This window comes from Aggregatibacter actinomycetemcomitans DSM 8324 (assembly GCF_000372365.1).
GTDB classification, from domain to species: Bacteria; Pseudomonadota; Gammaproteobacteria; order Enterobacterales; family Pasteurellaceae; genus Aggregatibacter; species Aggregatibacter actinomycetemcomitans.
Map to the genome: position 1 here is coordinate 58,344 of NZ_AQUU01000001.1, position 15,243 is coordinate 73,586.

A 15,243-nucleotide genomic window follows, 5' to 3' on the forward strand; every position below is an offset into this window, starting at 1 on the left:
TTAAATCATGTAGTAAAAATAATGTTAAAAAATATTCGGATTGTTTTAATTGAAACCTCACACAGCGGCAACATCGGTTCTGCTGCACGGGCAATGAAGACAATGGGATTAACGGATTTAGTGTTAGTCGCGCCGAAACAAAGCGAGGATGATCAGGCTATCGCCCTTGCCGCCGGTGCGGAAGATGTGGTGAAAAGTGCGGTCACAGCGGAAAGCTTTTCACAAGCGGTCGCCGATTGCTCTTTAGTCATCGGTACCAGCGCAAGATTGCGCCATTTGCAGAATTCGCTTATTGAACCGCGTGAGTGCGGCAAAAAAGCCGTTGCTTACGCAACAAACGGGAAAGTCGCCATTGTGTTCGGGCGCGAACGCGTCGGCTTAACTAATGAAGAATTACTCAAATGCCACTATCATGTGACTATTCCCGCTAATCCCGATTATACCTCACTTAATCTTGCCATGGCGGTGCAATTAATCGCTTATGAAGTCAGAATGGCATATTTGACTCAAACGATTGCATCACCTTCCCAAAATATCCGCAATAACGCGAATATTTACCCGCAGATGGAGGAATTAGAATATTTTTTTAGCCATACGGAGCAGCTTTATCGTTCTGTTGGGTTCATTCAGAATCAGGGCGTTATGCAAAGGCTAAGACGTTTATACAACCGTGCAGGGATAGAAAAAACAGAATTAAACATTCTGCTTGGTATGTTAAGTGCGGTAGAAAAAAAACTTAAATCTTGACAGGGATAATAGTTGACTAAATAAGTCAACAATGTAAAGATTTTTCGCATTCATAATTTTATTAGGAACACAAAAACATGAAATTAACTTCCAAAGGTCGTTATGCGGTAACCGCAATTTTAGACATTGCTCTTTATGCCAATGATGGTCCTGTGAGCTTGTCTGATATTTCCGAACGACAACATATTTCTTTATCTTACTTAGAACAATTGTTTGCCAAACTGCGTCGGCACAATGTGGTGAAAAGCGTGCGCGGACCGGGCGGCGGTTACAAATTGGGCTTTGCACCAAGTGAGATTTCCATTGCGATGATTATTACTGCCGTCAACGAAAATATTGAAACGACAGCTTGCCTTGGACATGGCAACTGTAGCAACGGTTCCGAATGCCTAACCCATTCCTTATGGGAAAAATTGAGTCAACGCATTGAAGATTTCTTAAGTGAAATTACCTTGGAAGAATTAGTACTCCAACAAAAAGGCAGACAACAGGGCGTTGCCTCCCCTAATAAAAATCAGAATTTTGAAAATTTAGTCGTGGTAAACGGCTAATGACCCACCAAATAGCTAGGTACGGTCAAATTATAACTATTTAGGAGTGAATAATGAAACTACCCATTTATTTAGATTATGCGGCAACCTGTCCGGTAGATAAACGTGTAGCAAAAAAAATGATGGAATATTTAACCATCAACGGTGTTTTCGGTAACCCTGCTTCCCGTTCGCACAAATTCGGCTGGCAAGCGGAAGAAGCGGTCGACGTTGCCCGTAATCAAATTGCCGATTTAATCGGTGCCGATTCCCGTGAAATCGTGTTTACCTCCGGAGCAACGGAATCCGACAACCTCGCCATTAAAGGCGCTGCGCATTTTTATCAAACCAAAGGTAAGCACATTATCACTTGCAAAACCGAGCATAAAGCAGTGCTCGATACCTGCCGTCAATTGGAGCGCGAAGGCTTTGAAGTCACTTACTTGGAACCGGAATCCGACGGTTTAATCGATTTGGAAAAATTCAAAGCGGCATTACGCCCGGACACCATTTTAGCTTCAATCATGCACGTCAATAACGAAATCGGCGTGATTCAAGACATCAAGGCTATCGGTGAACTGTGCCGCGCCAACAAAACTATTTTCCATGTAGATGCAACCCAAAGCGTTGGCAAAGTGGAAATTAATCTTGCCGAATTGCCGGTGGATTTAATGTCCATGTCCGGCCACAAATTATACGGACCAAAAGGCATCGGCGCCTTATATGTGCGTCGGAAACCACGCATTCGTTTAGAAGCCATTATTCACGGCGGCGGACACGAACGCGGTATGCGTTCCGGTACCTTACCGGTACACCAAATCGTCGGCATGGGCGAAGCTTATCGGATTGCTAAAGAAGAAATGGCAACGGAAATTCCTCGCATTAAAGCCCTTCGCGATCGCCTGTACAACGGCTTAAAAAACATCGAAGAAACCTATGTGAACGGTTCTATGGAACACCGCGTCGCCAATAACCTGAACATCAGTTTCAACTATGTAGAAGGTGAATCATTAATAATGGCGTTGCGTGACATCGCGGTTTCCTCCGGTTCCGCTTGTACTTCCGCCAGCCTGGAGCCGTCTTATATCCTACGTGCATTAGGTCGTAACGACGAATTAGCACACAGTTCTATTCGTTTCACCTTAGGTCGTTTCACCACGGAAGAAGAAATCGACTATACCGTAAGCCTGATGAAAGGTGCGGTAGAAAAATTGCGTGAATTATCCCCGCTTTGGGATATGTTCAAAGAAGGCATTGATTTAAACACCATTGAGTGGTCAGCCCACTAATTCGACGGGCGATGGAAGCCGCCTGATTAGCCACATTATTTTAGGAAAGGAACAGAAAAATGACATACAGTAACAAAGTTATCGATCATTACGAAAACCCACGCAACGTCGGTTCAATGGATAGAAAAGACAGCGCCGTCGGCACCGGCATGGTCGGTGCACCGGCCTGTGGTGACGTTATGCAGTTACAAATCCGCGTCAACGACGACGGCATTATTGAAGATGCGAAATTCAAAACCTACGGCTGTGGTTCCGCCATCGCATCCAGCTCCTTAATCACCGAATGGGTGAAAGGCAAATCCCTGGAAGAAGCGGGTGCGATCAAAAACAGCCAAATTGCCGAAGAACTTGAATTACCGCCGGTAAAAGTTCACTGCTCTATTTTGGCAGAAGACGCCATTAAAGCGGCGATTGCCGATTACAAAGCGAAAAAAGGTTCTTAATAACATAAAAGTGCGGTCGCTTTTCTGTATGTTTTTCAAAACACCGAAAAATTCCACCGCACTTTTGTCTTTTTCTAAATTAAGAAAGATCGCGGTTATCGTCCGATTTGTTAGTTTTGGAGAAATAAAATATGTCTATCACTCTCACCGAAAGCGCGGCAGATCGCGTGAAAACATTTTTAGCAAAACGCGGAAAAGGTATCGGCTTGCGCTTAGGCGTCAAAACCTCAGGTTGTTCCGGTTTGTCTTATATGCTGGAATTTGTGGATGCGTTAAACGAAGACGATCAGGTGTTTGAGCAACACGGCGTGAAAGTCATCGTCGATACCAAAAGTTTAGTGTATTTAGACGGCACCCAATTGGATTTCACCAAAGAAGGCTTAAACGAAGGTTTTAAATTCGCTAATCCGAACGTGAAAGACGAATGCGGTTGCGGTGAAAGCTTTAACGTATAATTGAGACAGTTATGAACAATCCCTTTGCTTTATTTGATTTGCCCGTTGCGTTTCAAGTGGATGCGGCGTTATTAAACGAACGTTATCTGGCGCTGCAAAAATCCCTACATCCGGATAATTTCTCCGCGGCTTCCGCACAGGAACAGCGCCTCGCTATTCAAAAATCGGCGGAAATTAATGATGCCCTGCGCATTTTAAAAGATCCCATCGCACGCGCCGACAGCATTATCGACATCAACACCGGCGAAACGGAAAACGTAGAAGAAAAAAGCACCAATGATATTGCCTTTTTGATGCAGCAAATGGAATGGCGGGAAACCCTGGAAAATATCGAACAGCAAAAAAATGCCAACGAATTAACCGCTTTCAGCCAAGAAATTCAGCAAACCCGCGGCGCCATTTTAACGGAATTATCCACCGCACTTAACGAACAACAATGGCAAACGGCGCGGGCGATTACGGATAAATTACGTTTTATCAAAAAACTCCAAGCCGAAATTGAACGGGTTGAAGAAAATCTATTTGATTTATAATAAAAACATCGAGATATAACATGGCATTACTTCAAATTGCAGAGCCCGGTCAAAGCGCCGCACCGCATCAACATAAACTGGCGGTAGGCATTGATCTCGGCACCACCAATTCCCTCATTGCCTCCGTGCGCAATGGCCACAGCGAAATTTTACTCGACGGGCAAGATCGCCCGTTGTTGCCGTCCGTGGTGCATTTTGGCGGCGATGACAAGATTATCGTGGGCTATGAAGCTGCTGAACTTGCGGTGCATGATCCGCAAAATACCGTAATTTCCGTCAAACGTTTAATTGGTCGCAGCCTGGCAGATATTCAACAACGCTACCCTAATTTACCTTATCAATTTGTTGCCAGCGAAAACGGCTTGCCTTTACTGCAAACCACACAAGGCGCCCGCAGCCCCATTGAAATTTCTGCAGAAATACTGAAAAAACTGACCGCACTTGGTGAGCAGCGCTTGGGCGGAAGCCTCGTGGGCGCGGTGATTACCGTCCCCGCCTATTTTGACGACGCACAACGCCAAAGCACCAAAGACGCGGCAAAACTCGCCGGATTAAATGTACTACGTTTACTCAACGAACCCACCGCTGCCGCCATCGCTTACGGTTTGGATAGCGGACAAGAAGGCGTCATTGCGGTGTATGATTTGGGTGGCGGCACATTTGATATTTCAATTTTACGCCTTTCCCGTGGCGTGTTTGAAGTGTTAGCAACCGGCGGCGACACGGCGCTGGGCGGCGACGATTTCGATTTATTATTGGCGAATTGGATTATCGAACAATCCGCGATGAAACCGGAAAACGACAGCCAATACCGCGAACTCATTGAATTAGCCAATCAACTTAAATTAACCCTCAGCCACGAAACGGAAACACAGATCCATTACCGCAATTGGTTGGGCAACATCACCCGCGAACAATTTAACGAACTGATTCAGCCTTTAGTCAAACGTTCGCTGTTAGCTTGCCGTCGCGCCTTAAAAGACGCCGGCGTAGAAGCGGACGAAGTACACGAAGTGGTCATGGTGGGTGGCTCCACCCGCGTGCCTTACGTGCGTGAACAAGTGGGTAAGTTTTTCCAAAAACAACCGCTAACTTCCATTGACCCCGACAAAGTAGTGGCATTAGGCGCGGCGATTCAAGCGGATATTCTTGCCGGTAACAAACCGGATTCTGATTTGTTGTTATTGGATGTGATTCCGCTGTCCCTCGGCATTGAGACCATGGGCGGCTTGGTGGAAAAAATCATTCCGCGCAACACCACCATTCCGGTGGCGCGCGCGCAGGAATTTACCACCTTTAAAGACGGGCAAACCGCCATGTCCGTGCATATCGTACAAGGGGAACGGGAAATGGTTACCGACTGTCGCTCCCTTGCCCGTTTCACCCTGCGCGGCATTCCACCAATGGCAGCCGGCGCAGCGCATATTCGCGTGACTTATCAGGTAGATGCGGACGGTTTATTAAGCGTCACTGCCATGGAAAAAACCACCGGCGTGCAATCGTCCATTCAGGTAAAACCGTCTTACGGTTTAACGGACGATGAAATCGCCAATATGTTGAAGGCCTCCATGGAAAATGCCAAAGAGGACATTCAAGCGCGCTTATTGGCGGAACAACGGGTGGAAGCAGAGCGCGTACTGGAAAGCGTGCGTTCGGCACTGGCGCAAGATTATGATTTATTAGATGACGACGAATTAAGTGCGGTCAAAAATACGATTATTTCGTTGGAACAGTTAAAACAACAAGAAGATTACATTGCTATCAAGCAAGGAATCAAAGCATTAGATCTGGCAACGCAGGACTTTGCCGCACGCCGTATGGATAAATCTATTCGCGCCGCGCTGGCAGGTCAATCCGTTGAAGATATTGTAGGAAAATGAGGACGTTTAGCATGCCAAAAGTGATTTTTTTACCCAATGAAGAGTTTTGCCCGGAAGGCATGGTGGTTGATGCCGCCGCCGGTGACAATTTATTAGAGGTCGCCCATAACGCCGGCGTGGAAATTCACCACGCCTGTGACGGTTCCTGCGCCTGCACCACCTGCCACGTGGTGGTGCGCGAAGGCGGCGATTCATTAAATGAACCATGCGACCAGGAAGAAGATATGTTAGACAAAGCCTGGGGCTTGGAAATAGACAGCCGCTTGTCTTGCCAATGTATCATCGGTGATGAAGATTTAGTGGTGGAAATTCCGAAATATAACATCAACCACGCAAATGAGGCAGCGCATTAATGAAATGGACTGACACGCAGCAAATTGCCGAAACCTTGTATGACAATAACCCGGACTTGGATCCAAAAACCGTGCGTTTTACCGATCTGCACCGCTGGATTTGTGAGCTGGACAATTTTGATGACGATCCGCAAAAATCTAACGAATCCATTTTAGAAGCCATTTTGCTGAAGTGGTTGGAAGAGTACGAGTAAAAATTCTCTCGGAAAAGCAACCGCACTTTAATCGCAGACTTTAACTATAAGGATAGGCTTTATGCCTGTCCTTTTCATATCATCGGGTTATCGGACAGACATAAAGTCTGTCCGATAAATTTGTCATTATTGACTACTTCACCTGCATTCCCGCCGTCACGCCTTCGTCGGCAGACAACAAGAATAAATCGGCACCGCCCGTTCCCGCACTTAAAATCATGCCTTCGGATACACCAAATTTCATTTTGCGCGGTGCCAGGTTTGCCACCATAATCACAAAACGCCCTTCTAATTCTTCCGGTTTGTCGTAAGCCGCTTTAATACCGGAGAACACTTGGCGTTTGTGATCGCCTAAATCCAATTCAAAACGCAATAATTTATTGGATTCCGGCACGGCTTCGCATTTCAACACTTTCGCCACACGTAAATCCAATTTGGCAAAATCGTCAATGGTGATAGTTTCCGCAATCGGCTCAATGCCGCCCGCAGATTCACCGGTATTTTTGACCGCACTTTTCGCCGTGGCAGGTGCATTGACCTGTGCATTTTCCGCTTTGGACGCTTCGATCATGGCTTCAATTTGTTTGCCGTCCAAACGGGAGAACAAGGCTTTGAACGGGGCGATTGGGTGATTTAGCAATGGTTGCGCCAAATTCGCCCAAGTTAATTTAGATTGCAGGAAGGCTTCCGCCCGTTCGGCAAGTTTCGGCAACACCGGTTTTAAATAGCCCATAAGCACGCGGAATAACTGAATGCCCATAGAGCAAACCGCTTGTAATTCCGCGTCTTTGCCTGCTTCTTTGGCAATCACCCAAGGGACTTTGTCATCAATGTATTTATTGGCTTTGTCCGTTAACGCCATGATTTCACGAATGGCTTTGCCGAATTCGCGGTTTTCATAATAAGCGGCGATCTGTTCCGATTGAGCAATAAATTCATCAAATAAGGCTTGATCGTCCAAACTCGCTGCCAATTTTCCATCGAAACGTTTTTGAATAAAGCCGGCATTACGGGAAGCCAAATTAACAAGTTTATTCACCAAATCCGTATTCACGCGCTGTACGAAATCCTCTAAGTTCAAATCCAAATCATCAATGCGATTGCTCAGTTTCGCCGCGTAGTAATAGCGCAAACATTCCGGATCCAAGTACTTCAAATAAGTTGCCGCTTGAATGAAAGTGCCACGGGATTTCGACATTTTCTCACCGTTCACCGTCACATAGCCGTGCACGAAAATATTGCTCGGTTTACGGAAATCGGCACCTTCCAGCATTGCCGGCCAGAACAGGCTGTGGAAATACATAATGTCTTTGCCGATGAAATGATACAGTTCCGCGTCGCTGTCTTTGCGCCACAAACCGTCAAAATCAATGTGGCTTTCGCGTTTACACAGATTTTTGAAGGACGCCATATAGCCAATCGGCGCATCCAGCCACACATAGAAATATTTGCCTTCCTCATTCGGAATTTGGAAGCCGAAATACGGCGCGTCACGGGAAATGTCCCACTGTTGCAGACCCGCTTCAAACCATTCCTGCATTTTATTCACCACTTCCGATTGCAAGGAACCGGAACCCAGCCAGTTTTTCAACATGGCTTCAAAACTCGGCAAATCAAAGAAGAAATGTTCGGAGTCTTTCATCACCGGCGTCGCACCGGAAACCACAGAACGCGGACTAATCAATTCCGTCGGGCTGTAAGTTGCCGCGCACACTTCACAGTTATCGCCGTATTGATCAGGCGATTTACATTTCGGGCAAGTGCCTTTTACGAAACGATCGGGCAAAAACATCCCTTTTTCCGGATCATATAATTGAGAAATGGTACGGCTTTTAATAAAACCGTTTTCTTTCAAGCGGTTGTAAATTAATTCGGAAAGTTCGCGATTTTCTTCGCTATGGGTGGAGTGGTAGTTATCAAAACTGATGTTAAAGCCGGCAAAATCCGCCATGTGTTTTTGGCGCACATCATCAATCAATTGTTCCGGCGTGATGCCCATTTGATCGGCTTTTAACATAATCGGCGTGCCATGCGCGTCATCGGCACAAACAAAGTGAATTTCATTGCCGCGCATTCGTTGAAAACGCACCCAAATATCCGCTTGAATATGTTCCAGCATATGCCCTAAATGGATCGGACCATTGGCATAAGGCAAGGCACAAGTCACGAGGATTTTACGTTTATTATTCGACATAATATTAACCTTAAGAATTCGTGAAAAACAGGGAAAAAATTGGCGCTTATGTTACCTTATTGAGGGTATTTTTTCTAGTTTAATCATGGTTTAGACATTTTTAACTTAACAGATAAAGGCGGGAGTGATTAAATATAGCGAACTAATTTGCTACATTAGAAAGGACGACATTATGGCGACGTTATTTTCAGAAAATTTAACGGAACAACAAAAGAAACGGATTGTTCGGTTATTCAAAGACTTTCAACACCCTACCCTGCAAAAAGATCTCATTTCCCTCAATACCTTAAAGAAAGTTGAAAAAGGCGGCGACACCTTACGCATTGAAATCACCATGCCTTTTGCATGGAACACCGCCTTTGCGGACTTAAAAAATGCTTTGACCGCACCGTTAAAACAGATAGCGGACGCAAAAAACGCGAAATGGCAGCTTAACTACCAAATCGCCACCTTAAAACGCGCCAACAATCACCCGGCGGTAAAAGGCGTGAAGAACATTATTGCCGTGAGCTCCGGCAAAGGCGGCGTGGGCAAATCCACCATTTCCGTGAACCTCGCCATCGCCTTGCACCTACAAGGTGCACGCGTGGGCATCTTAGACGCGGATATTTACGGACCGTCCATTCCGCATATGCTCGGCGCACCGCACCAACGCCCGACATCGCCGGACAACAAACACATCACCCCTATTCAAGCACACGGTTTATACGCCAACTCCATCGGCTTTCTCATGGACGAAGATAACGCCACCATTTGGCGCGGCCCGATGGCAAGCAGTGCCTTAAGCCAATTATTACAAGAAACTTTATGGCCGGACTTGGATTACCTCGTCATCGATATGCCTCCGGGCACCGGCGATATTCAGCTCACCTTGTCCCAACAAATTCCGGTCACCGGCGCGGTGGTCGTCACCACACCGCAAGACATTGCGTTATTGGATGCGGTAAAAGGTATCGCCATGTTTGAACGGGTTTCCGTGCCTGTATTGGGCATTGTAGAGAATATGTCCATGCATATTTGTAGCAACTGCGGTCACCAAGAAGCCATCTTCGGCACCGGCGGCGCGGAATGCATCGCGGATAAATACAACATCAAAGTATTGGGTCAGCAACCGTTGCACATCCGCCTCCGTCAAGATCTGGATCGCGGCGAACCGACCGTCATCGCCGCCCCGGACAGCGAAATCGCCCACAGCTTCCTACAATTAGCAGAAAAAGTCGCAAGCGAACTCTACTGGCAAGGCTCCGTAATCCCGAGTGAAATTATGTTCCGAGAAGTGAATTAGGAAGGGATAGATAAAAAGTGCGGTCGATTTGAAAAATGTTTTTTAAATTGACCGCACTTTTATTTTGAACACGCGTTAGCAATCTATTTTCACTCATCCCCATTCGTCTTATGAATCACCGCTTCCAATAAACTTTTCGTGTTTTTCTGAATTGTTTCGTCTTTCAGCGCTTTTGCATCTTCTCCCCAGATCGATAATGCTGCGCCGGCTATTTCATGAGTATTTTGTACGCGGTTTTTGGTGTTTCGTCCATCCCAAACACCAAGATCCCAATTTTTTATAACATCTTTGGCGGCAAAGGCGGCATCTTGCGAGAAGGTTGGTGAAGCTTTCGGAACAATGTAAAGATAATAGGAATTATAGTTCAGGACAGTAAAGCCTTTCGCCAGCAACTCCGGCAAACTGACCCGCATATCACGACGCTCGGCAGCTTCATTTTTGTCCTGCGTATCGCCATCATAGCTCCAATAAGTAATTTCAATATTCGGGTTGATTTGCTCAAAAGTACTTTTAATTAATCCGTCATTCCACATTCGGGTTTTCAACCCCTTTTTCTCTAAAAAGTAGGATAGTTTATTGGCATACGTAATAAACTCATGATTACTTTCCACAGAATAACCAAATTCATCGCCACCAATATGAAAATGCTGACTCGTGTCGCCAAAAATATCAATAACCTCATTCATTAAAGATTGCATAAAGGCAATACTGTCAGCATTAGTAATATCAATTTCATCATCTACCTGGCGTGATTTTAATCCTTGAAGATACTTGACCCCTCTGTCTTTTTGCACCAGTTTAAAGATCGCCGTCATGTGATTCGGACTGTCAAGCTCGGGAATCAACTCAATGCCTTTTGCCTTAGCATAGGCTTTGATATCGTCAAGTTGCCGATAACTCAAGAATGGCTTTCCGGTATAAGGGTTAATATAAATACCGTCTTTGCCCTGCACGGCATTTTCCGCACGTTGATTAAGTAAATGGCTTTCTATCGCATAGTTTTCATGGTCGGAAAAATGCAGGTGCAGAAAATTACCGCCGGAAAGGCTGATGGTATCAATAAAGGATTTAATCACCTCGGGTGAATAAAAATGTCGGGCGATGTCCAGCATTAATCCGGTCTGCTTGGTACTTATTTTTTGCGGATATATGGAATTGCCTTTTACGCAACAATTCAACACGCTAAATAGTCCCAGTAGGAAAAGAGATAAAATAATTTTCTTAATATAATTCATAAAAATTCCTTGTAGAAGTTTTGTAACCTTTTGCTAACTTACTCTCATTAAATAATTAAATTAATATAAAAAAACAGAGCACACTTCTCTGTTAAAAAGCCATTCTGTTTTCACGAAAGGGCTTATTGTTCGATCCTAATAATGACTAATCTCATCGCTCACGAAAAAATAGGCGATTTCACGGGCAGCACTTTCCGGACTGTCGGAACCATGTACGGAGTTTTCCTGTTGGCTTAAGGCAAAATCACGGCGAATCGTGCCTTTGGCAGCGTTCTCAGGGTTAGTACTGCCAATTAAAGTGCGGTAATCCTGCACGGCGTTTTCTTTTTCCAATACGCTAACCAACACAGGGGCGGATGTCATGTATTCCACCAACGACACAAAAAAAGGTTTGCCTTGGTGTTCGACATAAAAACCTTCCGCCTGCTCCTGCGTTAAATGCAACATTTTTGCTGCCACAATTTTAAAACCCTGTTGCTCAAAGCGCGCCAAAATTGCGCCGACTAAGTGGCGTTTCACCGCATCCGGTTTAATAATGGATAATGTTCGTTGTAAGCTCATGTAACCTCCTCTTACTGTTGATTTGCTTTAGTAATTAATAGATTGGCTAAAGTTTGCACACCAATACCGGTGGCACCGGTCGCCCATAAATCGCTTGGCGTTTTGCGATAGGTGGCGGAGCAATCAATGTGCAGCCAATGCTGTTGATAATTTTTCACGAAATAGGATAAAAAAGCGGTGGCAGTGCTGGCACCTGCGCCGATGGGAACCGTGCCGGTGTTGGCAATATCGGCGAAGGCGGTTTTAATCTGTCCGCGATGTAGCTCCGCAAACGGCAAACGCCAAAACGCTTCCTGTTCCTGCTCGGCAGAACGGAATAATTCGCCGACCAAGTTATCATCCATAGACAACACACTGTGATAATCGTTGCCGACGGCGACTTTTGCGGCACCCGTTAAAGTGGCGCAATCCACGATAAATTGCGGTTGTTGCGCATCGGCGTCAATTAAACCGTCCGCCAACACTAAGCGTCCTTCCGCGTCGGTGTTCAGAATTTCCACGGTCACGCCGTTGCGATACTGGATAATGTCGCCCAATTTAAAGGCACGACTGCTGACCAAATTTTCTGCGCAGCAAAGGAATAATTTCACCCGCTGATTTAAGCCGCGTAAAATTGCCAACCCCAACGCACCCGTTAATAACGCCGCGCCACCCATGTCGGTGCGCATGGTGCTCATGCCGTCGCTCGGTTTAATGCTGTAACCGCCGCTGTCAAAGGTAATGCCTTTGCCTACCAAACACGCCAGCACGGGCGCATCAGGGCTGCCCGTCGGGTTGAAATCCAACTGCAACATTGCCGGCAGATTTTGCGAGCCTTTTCCCACCTGCCATAAGCCGTGGTAACCGCGCTCAAGCAACTCCTCACGAGAAACGATGGAAAAACCAACCGCACTTTTTTTGCCCTGTTGCTCTGCCGTTTGAACGATAAACTTCGCCGCGCGCTGGGCAAGTTCTTCCGGGGTTAAAATAGCGGCAGGTAAATTAATGATTTCACGAACGAAATCGCCGCATTGAATGCGATGATTCAGTTCCTGCTGTTGTGCGGCAGATAAGGTCGGGAATTGAACCTTGAAGTGTTTCTTAGCATTATAAAAGCCTTGATAAAACGCCCAGCAATTTTCCAGCTGCCAATGTTCGCCACTTAATGTGACATTGGAAATGCCTTGATTTTGTAATTTGCGTGCGGCTTTTTGTACGGAAGTGCGGTCGGAAAAATCGGTTAAATGAATGGTGGCTTTATCTTCGTTGAAACTGATTAACGCTTTTTCGCCCCACGCGGCAGATGCCGGTTGGTTCGAAAGCAAAACTTGCATGGACATAATTTCTCCCATTGGAAACAAATGATAATCGTTTTTAATATATCAGCTTTTACGGATTTTCTCACCATGAATCGAAGAAAAAGCCGATTCCGGCAGGCTTCTTGATTTAAAAAACTTTCTTGCCATCAACAAAAACGGTATAATCCGCACCGAATTTTTGTACAAGATTCCGCCAACGGAAACCGGCGGTAGCACTGATTAATTATTTTAGAGGATTAAATGTCAAAAGAAGATTCCATTGAAATGCAAGGCACGATTTTAGAAACCTTGCCAAATACCATGTTTCGCGTTGAGTTGGAAAACGGTCACGTGGTAACTGCTCACATTTCCGGCAAAATGCGTAAAAACTACATCCGTATCTTAACCGGCGATAAAGTCACCGTAGAAATGACGCCATACGATTTAAGTAAAGGCCGCATCATTTTCCGCAGCCGTTAATTGTCGGCTTAATCACCCAAAACAAAAACACCGGCATTTATCCGGTGTTTTTACTTTTTTCTTTAGTCTTTTTGCGCCTTTCTCAGCATGATACGCTGTAGCCACATTCCCAGTAAATGCAACAAGAAAAACACCGCACTTAAGGCATACAACGGCATATCGCCAAACATGGCATACGGCGTTTTGCCTTCGGTCGGTGCAATTTTACGGGTTAACACCGTTTCCACGAATTGCGGTGCCTGCGCCACGATTTTGCCCTGCGCATCAATAAAGGCAGTAACGCCCGTATTAGTGGCGCGAATCACCGGCTTGCCAAACTCCAGCGCACGCATTTGCGCCATTTGCAAATGCTGCCACGGACCGATGGAGTTGCCGAACCAGGCATCGTTAGAAATGGTGACGATAAAATCGCTGTTTGCCGTGAGATTTTGTTGTAATTGCGCGCCTAAAATAATCTCGTAACAAATCGCCGCCGTGAAGTTCAGGTTCTTCGCCTGTAACGGTTTCTGCACCGCATCGCCGCTTTGGAAAGCGGACATCGGTAAATTGAACACCGAACCGAGCGAACGCAAAATGCTTTCCAGCGGCACATATTCACCGAACGGCACGAGATGATGCTTGCTGTAACGATTATCGGTTTGCATATGGTATGGCGCGCTTTTGCTGCCTACCACCACAATGGAATTAAGCGATTTACCCACGCTTTCATCCTGATAAAGCGTGCCCGCCATCACTTCCGTATCCGCTTTTTCCGCCAATGATTGCAAGGCTTGGAAAAAAGGCTGAATGTCATTTTCGTAGGTCGGAAACGCCACTTCCGGCAGAATAATCAAATCCGTTTTGCCCAGATTATCGCCAATCAAACGCCCGTAATTTTCCATGGTTTGATACAAATAATTGGGATCCCATTTCAGATTTTGCTCAATATTGCCCTGCACCAAAGTAATATTAAGGGCTTTTTCGGCGTTCTCTTTTACATAGTTGAGTTGCGACGTGTAAGCAGCAACGCCACCGATAACCGCCAAAATCAACCCATTCGTCACCGCCACATTGGCTTTTTTCGGCGGGGTTGTCAGTGCAGAAACGATGTTAAAAATGACCGCACTTATAAACATCACGAAGAAGGTTAAACCCGTCACGCCGAAAATCGGCGCTACTCCGGCAAAGGGGCTGTCAATTTGGGTATAACCGAATTGCAGCCAAGGGAAACCGGTAAACACCCAACCGCGCAAGAATTCGGTAAACGTCCACAGCACGGGGTAAAGTACCGCCCGTTGCACCTGCAAACGACGTACTAAATAGGCGAACAGGAGCGGATACAACGACAAATACGCTGCCAGCAATACCACCAAGAAATAGCTCAACGCCAACGGCGCGCCGCCAAATTGGTGAATGCTGACGTGCAGCCAGTTCACACCGAAGGTAAAAAAGCTCAAGCCCCATAAAAAGGCGGACAAAAGTGCGGTGGATTTTTGCGGTGTTTTTATCACCCAAATCAAACCGAACAGGGAGATGTAAGACAAGCCCCAATAATAAAAGGGTGCAAAGGCAAACACGCCGGCAGCGCCGGAAATGAGTGCGATAAGATAAGTGAAATATTTGTTCATAAGCGGGATAGCGCGCGTTTTCTAACGCAATTCCTAAATTTTCGTTATTTAATGAAATAAACGGCACGCGTCGGGAAACCACAGCTGTTCGAAACATTGTAACTACTTATATAAAAAGAAAAAAAACTTGGCTCCCCTCGTTCACAGGGGGAGCTGGGCGAAGCCCTGAGGGGGGGGTAA

At 45.9% G+C, this 15,243-nt stretch carries 16 protein-coding genes; 11 read left to right on the forward strand and 5 right to left on the reverse strand.

What is annotated here, in order from left to right; translation table 11 throughout:
• The first annotated feature begins 21 nt into the window (after positions 1-21).
• From trmJ to iscX, 9 genes are all read left to right on the forward strand, one after another.
• Positions 22-747, forward strand: a complete 726-nt coding sequence (trmJ, locus tag A3CS_RS0100340; protein WP_012820929.1) for a tRNA (cytosine(32)/uridine(32)-2'-O)-methyltransferase TrmJ — start codon at positions 22-24, stop codon at positions 745-747.
• 77 nt (positions 748-824) lie between these two features.
• Positions 825-1,298 carry a Fe-S cluster assembly transcriptional regulator IscR gene (gene iscR / locus A3CS_RS0100345; protein ID WP_005542255.1) on the forward strand — a complete coding sequence of 158 codons (474 nt, stop codon included), beginning with the start codon at positions 825-827 and terminating at the stop codon, positions 1,296-1,298.
• A gap of 53 nt (positions 1,299-1,351) precedes the next feature.
• Positions 1,352-2,566: an IscS subfamily cysteine desulfurase gene (locus A3CS_RS0100350; protein WP_019518137.1), complete on the forward strand. Its 1,215-nt coding sequence runs from the start codon at positions 1,352-1,354 to the stop codon at positions 2,564-2,566.
• A gap of 59 nt (positions 2,567-2,625) precedes the next feature.
• On the forward strand, positions 2,626-3,009 hold the full coding sequence (gene iscU / locus A3CS_RS0100355; protein ID WP_005542252.1) for a Fe-S cluster assembly scaffold IscU: 384 nt from the start codon (positions 2,626-2,628) through the stop codon (positions 3,007-3,009).
• A 131-nt stretch (positions 3,010-3,140) separates the two neighbouring features.
• Positions 3,141-3,464 carry an iron-sulfur cluster assembly protein IscA gene (gene iscA, locus A3CS_RS0100360; RefSeq protein WP_005546629.1) on the forward strand — a complete coding sequence of 108 codons (324 nt, stop codon included), beginning with the start codon at positions 3,141-3,143 and terminating at the stop codon, positions 3,462-3,464.
• A gap of 11 nt (positions 3,465-3,475) precedes the next feature.
• The gene (gene hscB, locus A3CS_RS0100365) at positions 3,476-3,997 is read left to right on the forward strand and encodes a Fe-S protein assembly co-chaperone HscB (protein ID WP_005546627.1); all 522 of its coding nucleotides are present in this window, start codon (positions 3,476-3,478) and stop codon (positions 3,995-3,997) included.
• Positions 3,998-4,017: 20 nt separating this feature from the next.
• Positions 4,018-5,877, forward strand: a complete 1,860-nt coding sequence (hscA, locus tag A3CS_RS0100370; protein WP_005546625.1) for a Fe-S protein assembly chaperone HscA — start codon at positions 4,018-4,020, stop codon at positions 5,875-5,877.
• 11 nt (positions 5,878-5,888) lie between these two features.
• Complete coding sequence (gene fdx / locus A3CS_RS0100375; RefSeq protein WP_005542241.1) at positions 5,889-6,230, forward strand: ISC system 2Fe-2S type ferredoxin; 342 nt, start codon at positions 5,889-5,891, stop codon at positions 6,228-6,230.
• Entirely contained in the window at positions 6,230-6,424 is a 195-nt protein-coding gene (gene iscX, locus A3CS_RS0100380) for a Fe-S cluster assembly protein IscX (RefSeq protein WP_005546623.1), read from the forward strand. Before fdx ends, iscX begins: the two co-directional genes overlap by 1 nt.
• A gap of 133 nt (positions 6,425-6,557) precedes the next feature.
• Here the strand turns inward: iscX and metG are convergent, their stop codons facing one another.
• Entirely contained in the window at positions 6,558-8,618 is a 2,061-nt protein-coding gene (metG, locus tag A3CS_RS0100385) for a methionine--tRNA ligase (RefSeq protein ID WP_005546621.1), read from the reverse strand.
• A 172-nt stretch (positions 8,619-8,790) separates the two neighbouring features.
• On the opposite strand from metG, the gene apbC reads away from it, so the two are divergent.
• A complete protein-coding gene (gene apbC, locus A3CS_RS0100390) occupies positions 8,791-9,903 on the forward strand; it encodes an iron-sulfur cluster carrier protein ApbC (protein WP_005574220.1) in 1,113 nt (370 codons plus the stop codon).
• Positions 9,904-9,992: 89 nt separating this feature from the next.
• Here apbC and dspB read toward each other — a convergent pair whose 3' ends face one another.
• The 3 genes from dspB to pepB all read right to left on the reverse strand — a co-directional run bounded on the left by dspB (position 9,993) and on the right by pepB (position 13,018).
• Positions 9,993-11,138, reverse strand: coding sequence for a glycoside hydrolase dispersin B (gene dspB / locus A3CS_RS0100395; protein WP_005546617.1), 1,146 nt, complete (start codon positions 11,136-11,138; stop codon positions 9,993-9,995).
• Between the two features lie 135 nt (positions 11,139-11,273).
• Positions 11,274-11,699, reverse strand: a complete 426-nt coding sequence (gene ndk / locus A3CS_RS0100400) for a nucleoside-diphosphate kinase (protein ID WP_005567819.1) — start codon at positions 11,697-11,699, stop codon at positions 11,274-11,276.
• 11 nt (positions 11,700-11,710) lie between these two features.
• On the reverse strand, positions 11,711-13,018 hold the full coding sequence (pepB, locus tag A3CS_RS0100405) for an aminopeptidase PepB (protein WP_005567820.1): 1,308 nt from the start codon (positions 13,016-13,018) through the stop codon (positions 11,711-11,713).
• 219 nt (positions 13,019-13,237) lie between these two features.
• Here pepB and infA point away from each other — a divergent pair, with 219 nt between their 5' ends.
• On the forward strand, positions 13,238-13,456 hold the full coding sequence (gene infA / locus A3CS_RS0100410; protein WP_005541870.1) for a translation initiation factor IF-1: 219 nt from the start codon (positions 13,238-13,240) through the stop codon (positions 13,454-13,456).
• Positions 13,457-13,518: 62 nt separating this feature from the next.
• Here the strand turns inward: infA and lnt are convergent, their stop codons facing one another.
• Entirely contained in the window at positions 13,519-15,063 is a 1,545-nt protein-coding gene (lnt, locus tag A3CS_RS0100415) for an apolipoprotein N-acyltransferase (protein ID WP_005546611.1), read from the reverse strand.
• Positions 15,064-15,243 lie beyond the last annotated feature (180 nt).